13 protein-coding genes and 1 tRNA gene are annotated in these 16,379 nt (G+C 38.7%); 7 read left to right on the forward strand and 7 right to left on the reverse strand.

What is annotated here, in order from left to right; all coding sequences use genetic code 11:
- Positions 1 to 24 precede the first annotated feature (24 nt).
- A complete protein-coding gene (locus tag O0V13_RS12410; protein ID WP_268035285.1) occupies positions 25 to 891 on the forward strand; it encodes an ABC transporter substrate-binding protein in 867 nt (288 codons plus the stop codon).
- Here O0V13_RS12410 and O0V13_RS12415 read toward each other — a convergent pair.
- The 6 genes from O0V13_RS12415 to dnaG all read right to left on the reverse strand — a co-directional run bounded on the left by O0V13_RS12415 (position 868) and on the right by dnaG (position 8,481).
- Complete coding sequence (locus O0V13_RS12415; protein WP_268035286.1) at positions 868 to 2,835, reverse strand: tetratricopeptide repeat-containing sensor histidine kinase; 1,968 nt, start codon at positions 2,833 to 2,835, stop codon at positions 868 to 870. The genes O0V13_RS12410 and O0V13_RS12415 overlap by 24 nt on opposite strands.
- Positions 2,836 to 2,940: 105 nt before the next feature.
- Complete coding sequence (gene surE, locus O0V13_RS12420) at positions 2,941 to 3,723, reverse strand: 5'/3'-nucleotidase SurE (protein WP_073569734.1); 783 nt, start codon at positions 3,721 to 3,723, stop codon at positions 2,941 to 2,943.
- 3 nt (positions 3,724 to 3,726) lie between these two features.
- Positions 3,727 to 4,377 carry a hypothetical protein gene (locus tag O0V13_RS12425; RefSeq protein ID WP_268035287.1) on the reverse strand — a complete coding sequence of 217 codons (651 nt, stop codon included), beginning with the start codon at positions 4,375 to 4,377 and terminating at the stop codon, positions 3,727 to 3,729.
- A 141-nt stretch (positions 4,378 to 4,518) separates the two neighbouring features.
- Positions 4,519 to 5,157 carry a hypothetical protein gene (locus O0V13_RS12430; protein ID WP_073570780.1) on the reverse strand — a complete coding sequence of 213 codons (639 nt, stop codon included), beginning with the start codon at positions 5,155 to 5,157 and terminating at the stop codon, positions 4,519 to 4,521.
- Positions 5,158 to 5,244: 87 nt separating this feature from the next.
- Positions 5,245 to 6,456, reverse strand: a complete 1,212-nt coding sequence (locus tag O0V13_RS12435; RefSeq protein WP_268035288.1) for a bifunctional 3,4-dihydroxy-2-butanone-4-phosphate synthase/GTP cyclohydrolase II — start codon at positions 6,454 to 6,456, stop codon at positions 5,245 to 5,247.
- A gap of 84 nt (positions 6,457 to 6,540) precedes the next feature.
- A complete protein-coding gene (dnaG, locus tag O0V13_RS12440) occupies positions 6,541 to 8,481 on the reverse strand; it encodes a DNA primase (protein ID WP_268035289.1) in 1,941 nt (646 codons plus the stop codon).
- 207 nt (positions 8,482 to 8,688) lie between these two features.
- Here dnaG and O0V13_RS12445 point away from each other — a divergent pair, with 207 nt between their 5' ends.
- The 6 genes from O0V13_RS12445 (at position 8,689) to O0V13_RS12470 (ending at position 16,154) form a co-directional block, all read left to right on the forward strand.
- A complete protein-coding gene (locus tag O0V13_RS12445; RefSeq protein ID WP_268035290.1) occupies positions 8,689 to 9,783 on the forward strand; it encodes an Mrp/NBP35 family ATP-binding protein in 1,095 nt (364 codons plus the stop codon).
- 4 nt (positions 9,784 to 9,787) lie between these two features.
- Positions 9,788 to 10,036, forward strand: a complete 249-nt coding sequence (locus tag O0V13_RS12450) for a NifU family protein (protein WP_268035291.1) — start codon at positions 9,788 to 9,790, stop codon at positions 10,034 to 10,036.
- A gap of 13 nt (positions 10,037 to 10,049) precedes the next feature.
- The gene (locus O0V13_RS12455) at positions 10,050 to 13,124 is read left to right on the forward strand and encodes a M43 family zinc metalloprotease (RefSeq protein WP_268035292.1); all 3,075 of its coding nucleotides are present in this window, start codon (positions 10,050 to 10,052) and stop codon (positions 13,122 to 13,124) included.
- A 118-nt stretch (positions 13,125 to 13,242) separates the two neighbouring features.
- Entirely contained in the window at positions 13,243 to 14,007 is a 765-nt protein-coding gene (locus O0V13_RS12460) for a PASTA domain-containing protein (protein ID WP_268035293.1), read from the forward strand.
- An 8-nt stretch (positions 14,008 to 14,015) separates the two neighbouring features.
- Positions 14,016 to 15,848, forward strand: a complete 1,833-nt coding sequence (locus O0V13_RS12465; RefSeq protein ID WP_268035294.1) for a T9SS type A sorting domain-containing protein — start codon at positions 14,016 to 14,018, stop codon at positions 15,846 to 15,848.
- Positions 15,849 to 15,857: 9 nt separating this feature from the next.
- Complete coding sequence (locus O0V13_RS12470) at positions 15,858 to 16,154, forward strand: rhodanese-like domain-containing protein (protein WP_268035295.1); 297 nt, start codon at positions 15,858 to 15,860, stop codon at positions 16,152 to 16,154.
- 100 nt (positions 16,155 to 16,254) lie between these two features.
- On the opposite strand, the gene O0V13_RS12475 is transcribed toward O0V13_RS12470, so the two are convergent.
- Positions 16,255 to 16,328 (reverse strand) — tRNA-Ile (locus O0V13_RS12475).
- Positions 16,329 to 16,379 lie beyond the last annotated feature (51 nt).

Here is a 16,379-nt window from a genome sequence, read left to right on the forward strand (position 1 = left end):
TTACTTTTGCAAAAACCCAAATAAATGAAAACCTTACGAGTAACAGGTGTTCCTGAACACTTCAATTTTCCTTGGAAAAACGTCATCCAAAATCAACCGTTTTTAGATAAAGATATCGAACTAGAGTGGATAGACGAAAGTAGAGGTTCTGGTCAAATGAATTTAGCACTCAGAAATGGTGATACAGAAATAGCGCTGATTTTAACAGAAAGTTTTCTAAAGGATTTTGAAGCAGGAAATCCATCCAAAATGATTGGTTACCACGTAATATCACCGCTTATTTGGGGAATTCATGTTGGGATAAATAGTAAGTTGAATGCCTTGTCTGATATTTCTAGACCACTTTTTTATATCAGTAGGCCTGGATCTGGGTCTCAATTAATGGGACTTGCTTTAGCTGAAAGGGAAAAATGGAATCCAGAGACCCTTCAATTTGAGGTAGTTTCCAATTTACCTGGTGCATTAGTAGCCTATCAAAACAATCCCGATGGTCTTTTTCTTTGGGAAAAATTCACTACCAAGCCATGGGTAGACTCAAAAAAAATGAAACGAATTGGAGAAATACCGAGCCCTTGGCCTTGCTTTTCAATAATTGCCAGCGACCAAGCACTGAAGGAATTTGGCGAGGAGATATTTCAATTGAGAGATCTAGTCTATGAAGAATCTTATCGATTGGAAAAATCAAAATCTGACACAATCAGAGCCATCTCAATAGCCTATGAACTTCAGGAAAAGGATGTCAAAGCTTGGATATCACAAACTAAATGGGCCACGACAGAAACAGTAAGTTTGGGAGAATTGAAAAAATCAATGGATAAAATGGTCACACTAGGGATCATTCAGCAGCCAATCCAGCCCCGAGATTTCTTAAGAATCCACAGGATCAAGTAGCCCTGTTGGAAGTTTGACAGGAAGACTCACACAGAAGCGTGAACCTTTCCCTAATTCACTTTCAATAGTTAACTCTCCATCACACATCGAGACAAATTCCTTGCAGACCTGTAAACCTAAACCTGAACCCTTTTCTCGGTTTGTTCCGGGTCTCGAATTAGTCAATGAAATCTTGGAGCTTAAAATCTCATTGATTTGCTCTTGGGTCATGCCAATTCCCTCATCTTTTACACACCAATTCAACATCCCATCTATTTGCCGAACATTCACTTCAATCGTTTTTCCTTTTTGAGAGTATTTGATAGCATTATTCAAGATGTTTCTAACCACAACCTCTATTATATCTCGATCAATTAATACAGGTAAATTTTCAGGCATCTGAACCAAAACCTCAATATCCTTTGCTCTGATTTGATTGCTTAATAGTGAAATAGAAGCATCCACAACTTCCCTCAAATTTATTTTGACAGGGTGAATCTGAAAGCCCTCCATTTGGGCAGTGGACCATTTCAAAGTATTAGTCAAAGTGAAATGAACGGTATCCAGATCTTTTTTCATTGAGCTCAATAACTCATCAAATTCTTCCTTACTCAAATGAGTCGTAGATGCCAAATCCACTATGGATTTCACTTGTCCGACTGGGCCTCTTAGGTCATGACCAAGTATTGAAAATAATTTGTTTTTGGTTTGATTTATCTCTTCAAGTTGTCTGGATTTCTCTTCCAAATCGGAATTTTGGTTTTCTATTAACTTTTGCTGTTTGACTAGCCTAGTATTGAATTTTTCTACATTTCTATTTAATCTAAAGAGCCAAATCAGCAAAGCGAAAATCAAAATTGTAGCTATGGAAATAATCCATACTACCTTTTTTATAAAATCCAGTTTAGTCGCTTGGTTTTCATTTTGAGCCTTCAGCAATTCCAATTCTGATCTTTCAAGGTTTTGTTCAAACATACCCTGCATCAGCGCTATTCTATCCCGGTTGGATTTATTAACCAAAGAATCATTAATAGCTAAATACATACTTTGGTGATCAAAAGCGGAATTAATATCCCCTCTTTGTCTATAAACCTCTGCCAAATATTTATGACTTTTTGCTAATTCATCCCTCAAATTATGAGCTTGAGAAAGCAAAACTCCTTCTTCGAGAACCCTTTGGGCTTGATTAAGTTTTCCCAACTGGATATAGGTATTCCCTAACCTATGAATGACACTGGCGATAGTTGTAGTAATTCCTTGACTTCTTGCCATATCCAAGGATCTTTCGAAATAATTTTCGGCAGAATCCAATTGACCTTTCGCTAGAAAAACATCCCCAATTACTCTATTGGAAAATGAGGTTAAATAAGGAGATCCAGCATCGGTATTCGTCTGAATGGCTTTTTTTGCAAAGAATAATGCAGAATCCAATTCACCCAATTGACTAAAATTGAATGCCACATTATTTAAACTTCGGATTTGGGTATACAAATCTTCAGAATCCATACTGATTTCGTAGGCGCGCTTGAATTGACGGATCGCCATTCTGTAATTTTGCTGCTCGTAGTACAGGGCTCCCATATTATTCAAAACCCTGGCTGCACCTAAATTATCACCTACTTCTAAAGAAATTTGATAGGCATCTTCAGCATATAAAAATGCCTTCTGCCAATTACCTGTTCTATAATAGATCCAACTTATATTCTCTTTTGCCTTGGATTCTCCGTGTAAATCTTGCATTTCAGAGGCTAATTTTTCTGCCTCCACTGCAAAACCCATTGCTTCTTCCTGATTGATTTCCCTTAATAAGAAAGAAAGTTCTACCAATAAATCAACACGCATCTTTCCTTCAGATTCGGTCAGAAGGTTTCGTAAACTATCCAATTGTACATTTTGTGCATGTATAGTTGGGCTTACAAATAGACAGAAAAATAAAATACTAAAATGAATCCAGTACTTTCTCACGCTTCTTTGAAATTTGAACCTGCAAATTAATGAGATTCAGTTGAATGCAATTATTTTTAGTGATAATCTATATACGAAAAGATGGAGAATCTCAGATTTAAAAAGTTATTTTAATTTTTCCCAATCCCAATCTTTATTCATCTGAGAAATAGCATGATGGGCAGTTAAGTCATATTGACAAGGAACAATGGACACATAATTATTAGCAATTGCCCATTCATCATTGTCCTCTCCTTTGTCAAAATTCACAAAATTTCCTGCCAGCCAAAAGTACTTTCTTCCTGTTGGATCAAATCTCTCGTCAAACTCTTCCTGCCATTTGGCATCCGCTTGGCGACAAACTTTCACTCCTTGGATTGGTTCGTTTTGCTTGGGAGGAAAGTTTACATTTAAAGCAACTCCCTTTGCAATCCCGTTTTCCAAAACCTGTCTTGCAATCTTTTCTACCCATTCTTCAATATGGGAAAAATCAGCTTTTGAGGAATAATCGCATAAACTAAAACCAATAGAAGGATAGCCCTCCAAGGCCCCTTCGATGGCCGCAGACATAGTTCCGGAATACAAAACTGAAATGGAGGTATTAGATCCATGATTGATCCCACTGACCACTAAGTCAGGAGTGCGATCCTTCAATACATAATGCTTGGCAATCTTCACACAATCAGCAGGAGTTCCACTTGATTTATAAGCTGTTACACCCTCAAAAATATCTTCCTCTGCCAATCGAAGAGTTTCACCGATTGTAATGGCATGCCCCATTCCCGACTGAGGACTGTCTGGCGCCACCACCACAACATCCCCCAGTTTTTTCATAATGGATACTAAAACGCGAATTCCTTTAGAAGTGATTCCATCGTCATTGGAGACGAGAATAAGTGGCTTTGACATGTATCAGTTTTTATTCAATTCGTTGTAATAAGCAGTAATCTGAAGCAAATCTCCTCTTTCATTATACTCTAATTGATTTTTTCGCATATAAAGATTGATTTCTTCATCGTAACCAGGAAGGAATGTAAAGAGATCTTTTTTCTTCAAATTATATTTTTGAATCTCATTATTTTTAAAAAAATAATAGTCGAAGGCTAGTTTATAACCTGTTAAAGTCTTTGGACCATTCGAAGGCATCATTCCAACTACTCCCTTTGTTCCTGTATCTTTGTAATGAGCCTCAATGTATTCTCTACACAAAAGTGCAAAATCATTTCCCTCAGTCAGGACCTCAAAGAAAACCGGTGTTTCATTATCCCCATTTGGACTATAAGGAAGGCTATAAAAACTTCTTAGCCCATCGTTTGTAGCTTTTTGAATTTCAAAATGATTGACATTGGAAGCTGTATAGGTAGTAATGGTCTCAGCTTGTAACTGAACCAGATTATTCTCCAAATCATATTTCACCATGCCTTGATAAACCTGACCATCTGTACCATAGATAGTACCTTTATGCCAAATCTGCGAAGGGAACTGATTTTGAGCAAACAAGAAGAGTGGTCCTACAAATAGCAAGCTCAGGGTAAATACTGCTTTTATTAAGGATTTTTTCATGCTTGAATGATTTATTAAAAAAAGTTATAGCTCTATGACTCAACCCCTATCCTTTTTAAAGAAATTTTCTTTGAGGTTTATTAAATATTAAGAGCAAATCCTATTCTAAACCATAAGTAGAATCAATGATTTATCCTTGAATTAGTTCTTATTCAATTCATTGTAATAAGCTGTAATTCGAAGCAAATCCCCTCTTCTATCATGCTCCAATCTATTTTTTCGCATAAATAGGCTGATCTCATCATTGTGCCCAGGCAAGAAAGCAAAGAGATCCTTTTTCTTCAAACTATACTTTTGAATCTCATTGTCCTTGAAAAAGTAATAGTTAAATGCCAAACGGTATCCAGTCATGGTTTGAGGTCCCCAAAAAGGATTCATTCCCATGGGTCCCCATGTCCCCATATTTCTAGAATCTGTTGCTACATATTCTCGACAAAGCAAGGCTATGTCATTTCCTTCGGTCAATACCTCAAAGAAAACAGGTGTTTCGTAATCTCCATTTAAGCTATAAGGAAGACTATAAAACCTTCTTAATCCACCATAGGTCTCATCAAAAATTTCAAAATAGCTGACGTTAGAAGCCGTAAACGTTGAAATTGTCTCAGTTTGTAACTGAACAAGATTATTTTCCAGATCATATTTGACCAAACCTGCATAGGTCTGACCTTCTGTACCGTATATATTTCCTTTATGCCAAATCTGGGAAGGGAACTGATTTTGCGCAAGCAAAGAGAGCGCTCCCACAAATAGCAAAGAGAATGTAATTAATGCTTTTTTCATGGATTCTATCATGCTTGAATTAACGTTAATCTGGAATTAGGGTTGAAAATTGACAGCCCTTTTTCCCTAATATATTCTAAAACGAAATCATTTTAAAATGTTGTGTCCCATCTTATCACGCTTCGTTTGTAAGTACTTTTCATTATGGGGATTTGGCTTGATTTCGATTGGAACTTGCTCCACGATTTCCAAACCATACCCTATTAACCCAACCCTCTTTTGAGGATTATTGGATATCAATTTGATTTTGCTTACTCCCAAATCCCTTAAAATCTGAGCTCCAACTCCATAATCCCTGGAGTCTTCCGGAAGACCCAAAGCCAAATTAGCCTGAACGGTGTCCATCCCCTGCTCCTGTAGCTTATAGGCCTTCAACTTATTAATTAAGCCGATTCCCCTTCCTTCCTGGTTCATATAAAGCACCAAGCCTTTCCCTTCTTTCTCAACCATTTCCATAGCTGCATGGAGCTGAGGACCACAATCACAACGACAGCTACCAAAGATATCTCCTGTCACACAGGAAGAATGCACCCGAACTAAAATTGGCTCATCTTTTTCCCAAGTGCCTTTGATCAAAGCCAGATGGATCTCCTGAGTATTGGTCTGACGGAAAGCAATCAAATCGAAATCTCCCCAATTGGTAGGCATATCTACTCCGATCTCTCTTTTGATCAATGACTCGTTCTTCAGTCTATACGCAATCAGATCCTTGATCGATACTAACTTCAGATTAAAACGCTTGGCAACCTCCACCAAATCCGGAAGTCGGGCCATTGTTCCATCTTCATTCATGATTTCAACCAAAACCCCAGCTGGTTGTAAACCTGCCAATCGTGAGAAATCAATGGCTGCTTCTGTATGACCAGCTCTTCTTAAGACTCCCCCACGCTTGGCTTTCAAAGGGAAAATATGACCAGGTTTACCCAGTTCGGAAGGATCAATACTATCATCTACTAAAGCTTTGATAGTTTTAGCTCGATCCGAAGTAGAAATTCCAGTGGTACATCCATGTCCAATTAAATCTACCGAAACTGTAAATGGAGTTTCAAAGGCCGCAGTATTTTGTCCAACCATCAACTCAAGGCCCAGCTTTTCACATCGGTCCTCGATCAAAGGTGCACAAATCAACCCTCGCCCATGAGTTGCCATGAAATTGATAATCTCCGGCGTTACTTTTTCGGCAGCACAGACGAAATCACCTTCATTTTCACGATCCTCATCATCTACAACGATGATTACTTCACCGTTTTTGATTGCCTCGATGGCATCTTCAATGGGATCTAACTGATAATTTTCCACACGATTTGGGTTTAAATGAAATGGGAAAGGCAAATTTAAGGCCTTTCGATTCTAAAACAGGTGTTAACCAAAGAAAGTTTGGTTTTATCCAATAACAATCCCGAGTTCCTTATCAATGTCTATTTGAACTTTCTTGAGAGTGAAATAAATCTCCTGAAGATCTGTCACTTGCGTATCATCCAATTTTTCAGACTCTGCATTCTTTATTTTCTGTTTGGCTTCTTCCATCATCTTTCTGACGAATTTCCTTTTCAGCCTAAGAATAGATTTATAGCCTGTCAATGTCAAATCATCATTTTCTTTTCCAATTATGATCTGATGAGTCTTCTCCCAATGAGTGGAAACTTCATGCCTTGGACTAATCAGGTCAATTACTTCTGTTTTGACTTCTTGATCCTGAACCGAAAGAAAATAATCTGTACTTGGTATCAGATTTTGAGCTAATTGGTAGCGATACATTTTCAAAATCTTAGAATAAACAGGCGTTTCAAATTCTAAATCTTCTGTCTCATCCAATAAATATTGACAGAGGTGCAACTCCTGCCCTTCCAATTTTTCAAATCCATAATTCACCAAAAGTCGAATCATTTCTCGCTCTTGGAGACGTAAAATCTCAGAAAAAGAAGTTTCCTTTTCCTGAGCTGGCATAAATTCCTCGAAAGGAGTGAATTCATCCGGACCTTCTTGAGGTTTTTGAAATGAATCTTTTTGCCCTTTTAAGAGCGTTTTATTGAGCTCTGCATGAAGTATTTCCTCCTCAATTTCCAGTAATCCTGAGGCTTCTTTCGCATAAACAGAGCGAATAATAGGATCTGGAATTTTTCCAATGCTCTGAACAACCTCACGAATAACTTCAGCTCTTCGAATAGGATCTTTCTCGATTTCATCCTTATACAATCCAATTTTGAAACCGATAAAATCTCTACTGTTCTTTTCTAGGTATTCCTGAAAAGCCTGAGATCCGACTTTTCTGGAATAACTATCTGGATCCTCTCCTTCTGGGAATACAACGGCCTTGACATTCAACCCTCCTTCCAGCAATAAATCAATCCCTCGCAATGAAGCTTTAATACCAGCCGAATCTCCATCATAAAGGACGGTTACTTGATCGGTAAAACGCTTGATCAGTTTGATCTGGCCATCCGTCAGGGATGTACCTGAAGATGCAACAACATTTTCAATTCCTGATAGATGGAGTGAAACCACATCGGTATACCCTTCCACTAAGTAGCAATTATCCTTATCTCGGATTGCTTTTTTGGCCTGGTACATCCCATAAAGCACATCACTCTTATGGTAGACAGAAGTTTCTGGAGAATTGATGTATTTGGGTTGGCTCTTATCCTTGGTCAGGATCCTAGCACCAAAACCTATCGGCTTTCCACTAATGTTATGGATTGTAAATGTGACCCGATTTCGGAAACGGTCATATTTGCGACTTGGATCTTTTTCACTCTGAAGAACCAGACCTGCTTTCAAAAGAATATCTTCCTGAAAACCAGCCTCTTTTGCTGCATTCAATAGATTATCCCATCCATCTAATGCATAGCCCAGATCAAATTTTTCGATGATTGATGGACCAAAACCCCTTTCCTTGAAATAACTTAGTCCAATGGATTTACCTTCAGGAGTCTGAAGATTTTTGACAAAAAAGTCTCGAGCGAAACCCAGCGCAATCAATAGGCTTTCTCTTTCACTTTGAGCCTGCTCCTGCTCAGGTGTCCGGGTTTCATCCTCTTCTACTTCAATCCCATACTTTCCTGCCAAATGCCTGATCGCCTCCTGAAAGCCAATCCCCTCAATATCCATAATAAATTGGATAGGATCCCCTGCTTTCCCGCAACCAAAACATTTATAAATCTGCTTGGCGGGAGCAACTGAAAAAGAAGGCGTTTTTTCGCCATGAAAAGGACAACAAGCCCAGAGGTTCTGTCCTTTCTTCTTTAATGGAACATAGTCAGAGATGACCTCTTCAATGTCCATTCTTTCTTTGACTTTATCTGCAGTGATTTTACTGATTCCCATATTGACTCCTCAAGAACCCGGAAAATGGTTTAGAAATCACATCCTATTCCATAATCGTAGTTAAACAAAGTTAACGCTACATCTTAATTTAAAGGTCAAAAAACCGAACTATTTAGAATTTGATGGGGTTAAAATCTGACCTCAATTGAAGAAGGTTTCTAAAAGCCGATTCTAAGCCTTAACTTGCGCCAAATTTCAATTACCCCCATGCAAATCACCAAAGAAGCTATATTAAAGTCCCTTTCCAAAGTTCAAGACCCTGATTTAAAAAGGGATTTGGTCAGTTTGGGAATGATCCAAAATATTCAAATTGCAAGTGATCAAGTGAGTTTTAAAGTCGTTTTGACTACTCCGGCTTGTCCACTGAAAGAAGTAATCAAAAACAATTGTTTGGAGGAGTTGGAAAGCGATTTTGGTTCGGGAATCAAATGGGATATCCATATGACTTCTCAAGTCACCACTGTTAGAGATGCAACTCCGGTTTTACCACAGGTTAAAAACATCATTGCAATTGCTTCAGGAAAAGGTGGTGTTGGAAAATCTACTACATCCGTGAATTTGGCAGTTTCTTTAGCTGAATTGGGAGCAAAAGTCGGATTGATTGATGCGGATATCTCTGGACCATCCGTCCCTACCATGTTTAATGTGGAAGGTGAGCAACCTGCTGTAAAAAAAGAAGGTGATAAGAATGTAATCATACCCGTCACACAATATGGAGTCAAATTGATGTCAATCGGCTTCCTGACTCCTACGGATTCCGCTGTGGTTTGGAGAGGTCCAATGGCAAGTTCAGCACTCAGACAGTTCATTTCTGATGTGGATTGGGGAGAATTGGACTATTTATTGATAGACCTTCCTCCAGGAACCTCTGATATTCACCTAACTATGGTTCAAACTGTCCCAGTGACAGGAGCTGTGATTGTGACTACACCTCAAAAAGTAGCGCTAGCAGACGCCAATAAAGGTTTATCTATGTTCCGCCAGCCACAAATTAACGTGCCTATTTTAGGTGTTATTGAAAATATGGCTTACTTTACACCAGAGGAATTGCCAGAAAATAAATATTATCTTTTTGGTAAAGAAGGAGGAAGAAAACTAGCTGAGAAATACCAAGTTCCATTCTTAGGCGAAGTGCCGATAGTGCAGAGTATCAGAGAGAGTGGAGATACCGGATATCCGGCAGTATTAAAAAAAGGGGTGACCCAAGATGCATATATGGAGTTGGCAGAGACAGTCGCGAGACAAGTCGCTATCCGAAATGCATCAGACAAGAAAACAGAAATAGTAGAAATAAAAGCATAAACTCATGCAAGCAGAATTAAAAGAGCAAATTGAATTCGCATTAGACACGATCCGTCCTTATTTGGAAGCCGATGGTGGAAATGTGCGAATTGTTGAGCTAACTGACGATATGGTATTGAAAATCGAAATGTTGGGTTCTTGCGGATCCTGCCCTATGTCCTCCATGACTCTTAAGGCAGGTGTCGAAGACGCCATTAAACGAGCAATTCCTGAAATCACAAAGGTTGAGGCCGTAAATCTGACAGTAGCCTAATTCAAAAGACTAAATGAAAAAATGGTCCAGCTTTTTTATAAAAGCCAACATGCTCCTTCTGGGAGCTATTTTTGCATATAGCGGAAGCTATTCCCAAGGTTTTAAAATCACACCATTCCAAGGATTTTCAACTCTAGAAAGCAAATCTTCTGAGGTTCACAATGAAAAATGTGCTCAGGTACATTTGCATGAAATGCTGGAAAAAGAAATGGGTTATTTTGGATCTGAAGAGTTTTTTGAAAACTGGTTGGACACCAAAATTGAAGAAAGGAGAAGCAATCCTCAAATATATTTAAGAACTCAGGAAGATGTTCGCCTGATCCCGGTTGTCATTCATGTAGTTCATAATGGAGAATCTGTAGGTACCGGAAGTAATATTCCGCTTTCTCAAATTGAAGCCCAAATCAGAATCCTAAACGAGGATTTCAGAAGGCTAAATGCAGATGCTAGCCAAACTCCTGCTGAGTTCCTTCCAGTTGCTGCGGATGCTAATATTGAATTTGTTTTAGCAAAGCAGGACCCCGACGGGCTTCCAACTGACGGGATTGTAAGGATCCAAGGTCCTAAATCCTCTTACTTGGATACTGATGCAGTGACAATTGGTCAATTGACCCAGTGGAATCCAGAGGAGTATTTAAATATTTGGGTAGTTCCTTTAACTCAACCTTATATAGGATATGCTACTTTTCCAGTATCTGATTTGCCCGGATTGAACTTCTCCCCTTCCGCTGCAATCACTGATGGAGTAACAATTGACTATCGTTTTTTTGGAACAGGAGGAAATGCCACATCCGCTTCTTTGGGAAGAACTGCAACCCATGAAGTAGGGCATTATTTTGGATTAAGGCATATTTGGGGAGATGGAGGTTGTGACGTTGATGACTTTGTGGCAGATACTCCTGATCAAGACAGCTCCAATAGCACTTGTAATTCCAATCCTTCTAGAATCAGTTGTGGATCCAATGACATGATCCAAAACTTCATGGACTACACTCCTGATGCTTGTATGAATTTATTTACACTGGGTCAAGTGGAAAGGTTCAATGTTGTTTTAGAAAACAGCCCTAGAAGAACTACTCTAATTAATAATCGTGCAACACAGGATCCAACATTGGTTGATAGAGACTTAGCAATAACAAAAATCAATGAACCCGGTGATTTTGTTTGTTCTCCAGCAATCATGCCTTCTATTGAGGTGAAAAATGCAGGTAAATTAAATGTAACTTCTGCCAGAGTCGCTTTAAGAAGAAATGGCTCTGTAGTTGAAAGCAGAAACTTCACTATGAACTTGCAAACTGGCGAAGTTGCCACATTAAATTTTCAAAGCTTTTCCTTGGCCTCTGGATCAAATGAAATCGAATTCGAGGTAATCCAGGTAAACAATAACACAGATGAGAATTCTGCGAACAATTTAGCTTCATCTAGTCCTGTACTCCAATCAGCAGTTTCTTTACCTCTGACATTAGATATAGGGAATATTCCAAACTCTTGGTCCACCATCAATCCGGATGAGTCCATGACTTGGGCTGATACTACTTTGACTATTTCTGGTACTCAAGAAGACCTACTGTATATTCGACATTATGAATACGAGGCTCCCGGCGCGTTGGATTATTTCGTTTCCCCAATCATTGATTTGAACCAATATCCAAATGCTCAGGTGGTTTTTGACGTTGGACACGCCCCCTACAATCAAACCGGGTTCCAAGATGAATTAATTGTAGCTATATCTGCTGATTGTGGAAATACTTTTGATTTTGCAAATGCTACTTATAGCAAATCAGGATCATCTCTTCAAACAGACACCCCTACCCTAGACGAATTTATCCCTGATGGATCAGATCAGTTCAGAACTGAATTGGTCAATTTGAGTGCTTTTGCAGATTTGGGACAAGTACGAGTTGCATTCATCACTGTAAACTCATACGGAAATAATATCTTCCTCAAAAACATCAGAATTCTTGATGAAGAGCGGTACAATTATAACATCAGGATCGATGAATTGATGTCTCCATTCCCAATAGCGAGTGAAAACATAGATACAGAGATTCTTTCAATCACCAACACAGGTAATTTACCTGTTTCTCAGTTTGTCTTTACCAAATCAACTAATAACGGGACTGCCCAGCAGTTTTTAGCCAGTGGATCATCCATTTCCCCTGGTCAAAGTGTGAATCTTACAGGTGATAACACTACAGTAGAAGGCAAAAACAAATTGGAATTCGAGATCTCCCTTCCAAACTTTGACCAAAATGGTGGGAATACAAGTGAGCTTACCAGGTATGTTGTAGTCAATAATGAAACTGCTCTGGTTCCTTGGAGGCAAAACTTCAATCAATCCACTTCATTAGAACCTTGGGCAACAGTCAATCCCCAAGAAGATCAATCAGCTTGGGAAGTCATAGCGACAGGCTCAGCAAATGAAAACGTTTCGGGGATCTTAGAGCCTGAAGGGGGATTGAGTTACTGGCTCGGATCATCCATGTTTGATCTTTCTGATCGAACTCAGGCTTCATTATTCTTCGATATTGCAGCCGGAAGCATGGCTAGTAACACATCATTTAAAGTTTTGGCTAGTCCAGACGGCGGAGCAAATTACCTAATCATCTGGGAAGAAGCTGGTTCTTCCATTAGTACAGTAGATTCTGGTTCACCAAGTCCGAATAATGTAGAAGACTTTGAAAGGAATTACATTGACTTGACTAACATTACCACTACCGAATTCGATTCTGTTAGAATTGCCTTTGTCTTGGAAGTAGCGAACGGAAGCAACTCCCCAGTCTATTTGGACAATATTGAGTTATTTTTAACAGCAAATCCTGACCCGGTAATTCCTGGAGATGGCATGGCGATCTTGTATCCAAATCCGGCAACAGATTTCTTCAATATTGCTTTCAACCTTCCAGCTTACGAAGATGTCACCATCCAGATAGTTTCTGCAAATGGTGCAGTACTTCATGAAGTAGAATATCCTGAAACGTTAAACCAGACATATTCTTTTAGTAGAGAAGTCTTCCCGCCGGGTCTTTATATTGTCAGGATCACAAGTAATTCGATTAGCGAAACAAAAAAATTAATCATAAACTAAACAAATGAGCCGAAGTAAAGCACTTCGGCTTGTTTTTTGCCCAGCACCCAATGCTAGCCCCTAAATCTTTGTGGGGTTTAAAATTCCCGATTATCTTTAGCAATTGTAAATTTCATTCATGAGCGGCTTTTCTTACTCTTTGAAAAAAGTAATAATCAATATTATCGTAATCCTGGCTCTTTCTTTCTTGCTAGGGTTTTTGTTCTTGCAACTCTACCTTCCCATGTATACCAATCATGGTGAGACAGTCTCCGTTCCAGACTTATCCGGCTATACTTTTGATGAAAGCGTTGACATTCTGGACAATGCAGGACTGAATTATGAAGTCTCACTTGATTCAGGTTTCAGCACAGATGAAAAGGCATTGGCTGTATTGAAGCAAATTCCAGCTGCAGAGGAGCAAGTTAAAAATGGGCGAAAAATTTACTTGACTCTGAATGCAAGGAACGCGCCTTTGATCAAGATGCCAAATCTGGTGAACTTGCAATTAAAAAATGTGCAAGAAACTCTTGCAAACATGGGATTGGAAAGAGGAGAAATCATTTATGTTCCAGATATTGGGATAAATGTAGTATTGGAACAAAGATACCGAGGAGTAAGTATTTCTGAAGGATTTGAAGTACCTAAAGGGTCTAAAATTGATCTAGTTGTCGGAGATGGTGATGGAAATCAAATTCTAAGCGTCCCTAACTTTATTGGAAAAGATGAAATAGATGCTGAATTTTTGATCTTAGGTTCTGGACTTCGAGTTGGTGAAAAAATTTACGCTAAAAACGATACCGTATCAGCAGGAATAGTTTTTAGACAATCTCCAGATGCAGGTCTTCAAGTAAGAACCGGAGAAATTGTCGATCTTTGGATCTCTGGTGAACGAGATTTTTAAACATTCAAATGGGAGCAATAACCCGAAATTATGGACTATTACTACTATTCTTGATTTTTTCGGGGATAGCTAAAGCTCAATTTGTTCAATTTGCTCCTATTCCACAGAATAAATTCAAACTTGAAACTTCCATTGAGTCTGAACGATTCAGAATCAACAATGAGATAACTCTACCATTTTGGGATGATTTCAGTCAAGGAATGGACACCCTTTCTTGGGACTTTGAGGGAGCGACATTCAGTTCCACCATTGGTAATGCAGCACCATCTTTTGGAGTAATTCTTCTAGATGGAGTAGACTCAGATGGTACTCCTTATTCACGGCAAATACGAGATCAAGGAGCTGGAGATTACCTCACTTCCAAACCATTTGATCTTTCAAGTTTAAACGCCACAGAGTCTTCAAGTCTTTATCTTAGCTTCTTTTGGCAAGCTGGAGGAAAAGCAGAAAGACCTGATGAAAATGACAAGTTGACCCTTCAGTTTTTGAATGAGAATGGAGTGTGGGAAACGGCTTGGGAAATGAATGGTGGTGCAGAAAGAGACCCAGATATTTTTACCCAAGAAATCATTCAAGTAAACTCTTCATACCAACATTCAACCTTCCAGTTTCGATTTGTAAATATGGGGAGACTCTCAGGACCATTTGATTCTTGGTTGGTAGATTATGTTTTCCTCAATGCCGGAAGAAATGAATCCTCGACCTATTACCTAGATCGGGCATTGACTCAATTCAACTTTTTTCAAATAGGTTCTTATGCAACTGTTCCTGCAGAATTGATTGGAGATTATTCTTCCAGTGATTTTTCAACAATTCAAAACGAATTCTACAATCTCGAAAATAGATTTAGAGCCATGGAATATTCCATAGCTGTTTTGGATCAAAGCAATGGAACAAGCACATTCATTAACCTTAATACCCCTTTCAATCCCGTTCCAAATGCTTTGGAAAGAAGAAGCTTTGAAAGCAGAGAAGTCGCTGAAATCCCATCGATCCAAGGAGAAACAGACTTAGAAGTAGTCACCTATTTAACTACAGGTGACCAAAACTTCTATACCGTATCTGCTGGAGATAGTACATTCTACGATCAAGTAGATTTTAAAATCAATGATACGGTGAGAACCCAAATTCCAATCCATGATTATTTTGCATATGATCATGGAAGCGCTGATTATGCAGCTGGAATTAATCAAAAAGCGGGTCGCCTGGCTGTAAAATATGAAGTTGATCAAGAAGTTTATTTAAAAGGGATTTCAATTAATTTCACCAACCCCAATCAAGTTGATCTTCCGATAGATATTCTGGTTTGGCAAGACTTGAGCAAGGAACCAATCTTTGCTAGAGAAGAACTCATCCCTCTAAAAGAGGAAGGCGAAGATCTACTCTATTTCTCTTTAGACACCAACTTGAGGGTCATTGGAGAGTTTTACATTGGTTTTGCCCAGTTTACGGATGATTTTATCCATGTCGGACTGGACAAGACCAATAATCAGGCGGATAAGATTTATTACAATGTAGCTGGGGCTTGGGCCCAAAATGAAGAGGTTTTAGGGTCCCTGATGATTAGACCTCATGTCAGCATAGCCACACCTTTTGAACAGAGTGAAGATACTGGATCAAATTTCAAGTTTTATCCTAATCCTGTAGAAACAAGACTGACCGTCGAGGGAGAATATTTGGATTTAAGAGTTTTCGATTCCTTTGGAAGGGAGATTTTCCTAGAAAGAGAAGCAATGGACAAAAGAGAATTCCTTAACTTTATAGGACAAAAGTCAGGAATCTATGTTATTAATCTAATAACAAAGTATGGACCTCAGTCATTTAGAATTTTAGTAAAATAGTATAGCACCATGGAAGATATCACCGTAAAAGAGCTCAAGGAAAGACTTGATAACAATGAAAAATTCTTTTTTCTCGATGTAAGAGAAGAATGGGAATATGACGATGACAATTTGGGAGCTAAAAACATCCCATTAGCTAATTTACCTCATCAGTTGGATGAACTGGAGGCTTACAAAGACCAAGAGATTGTAGTTCACTGCAGAAGTGGAGCAAGAAGCGGAAATGCCAAGAAATTCCTGGAAAGCAAAGGTTTCTCAAAGGTTAGAAATGTATTGGGCGGTATTATCGCTTATAGAGATCTATAAGATCTCCAATCCAAAAAATTTAAGGCGCTTGAAAAGGCGCCTTTTTTTTTTCGTGTTAAAACAAAAAAAGAGTTACACTTACGTGCAACTCTTTTAAATGTGGGCCCAGCTGGGCTCGAACCAGCGACCTCCTGATTATGAGTCAGAAGCTCTAACCAACTGAGCTATAGGCCCAAGATTATCAATTTTAATCTCCAAAAATGAAGATTGAATAGCATTTTAAAA

It is taken from the genome of Algoriphagus sp. PAP.12 (genome assembly GCF_026652115.1).
Lineage (GTDB): Bacteria > Bacteroidota > Bacteroidia > Cytophagales > Cyclobacteriaceae > Algoriphagus.

Coding starts and splice junctions, on each gene's coding strand:
- O0V13_RS12410 (WP_268035285.1), top strand. CDS start 25: ATGAAAACCTTACGAGTAACAGGTGTTCCTGAACACTTCAATTTTCCT.
- surE (WP_073569734.1), bottom strand. CDS start 3,723: ATGTCAAAGCCACTTATTCTCGTCTCCAATGACGATGGAATCACTTCT.
- O0V13_RS12425 (WP_268035287.1), bottom strand. CDS start 4,377: ATGAAAAAATCCTTAATAAAAGCAGTATTTACCCTGAGCTTGCTATTT.
- O0V13_RS12430 (WP_073570780.1), bottom strand. CDS start 5,157: ATGAAAAAAGCATTAATTACATTCTCTTTGCTATTTGTGGGAGCGCTC.
- dnaG (WP_268035289.1), bottom strand. CDS start 8,481: ATGGGAATCAGTAAAATCACTGCAGATAAAGTCAAAGAAAGAATGGAC.
- O0V13_RS12445 (WP_268035290.1), top strand. CDS start 8,689: ATGCAAATCACCAAAGAAGCTATATTAAAGTCCCTTTCCAAAGTTCAA.
- O0V13_RS12450 (WP_268035291.1), top strand. CDS start 9,788: ATGCAAGCAGAATTAAAAGAGCAAATTGAATTCGCATTAGACACGATC.
- O0V13_RS12455 (WP_268035292.1), top strand. CDS start 10,050: ATGAAAAAATGGTCCAGCTTTTTTATAAAAGCCAACATGCTCCTTCTG.
- O0V13_RS12460 (WP_268035293.1), top strand. CDS start 13,243: ATGAGCGGCTTTTCTTACTCTTTGAAAAAAGTAATAATCAATATTATC.
- O0V13_RS12465 (WP_268035294.1), top strand. CDS start 14,016: ATGGGAGCAATAACCCGAAATTATGGACTATTACTACTATTCTTGATT.
- O0V13_RS12470 (WP_268035295.1), top strand. CDS start 15,858: ATGGAAGATATCACCGTAAAAGAGCTCAAGGAAAGACTTGATAACAAT.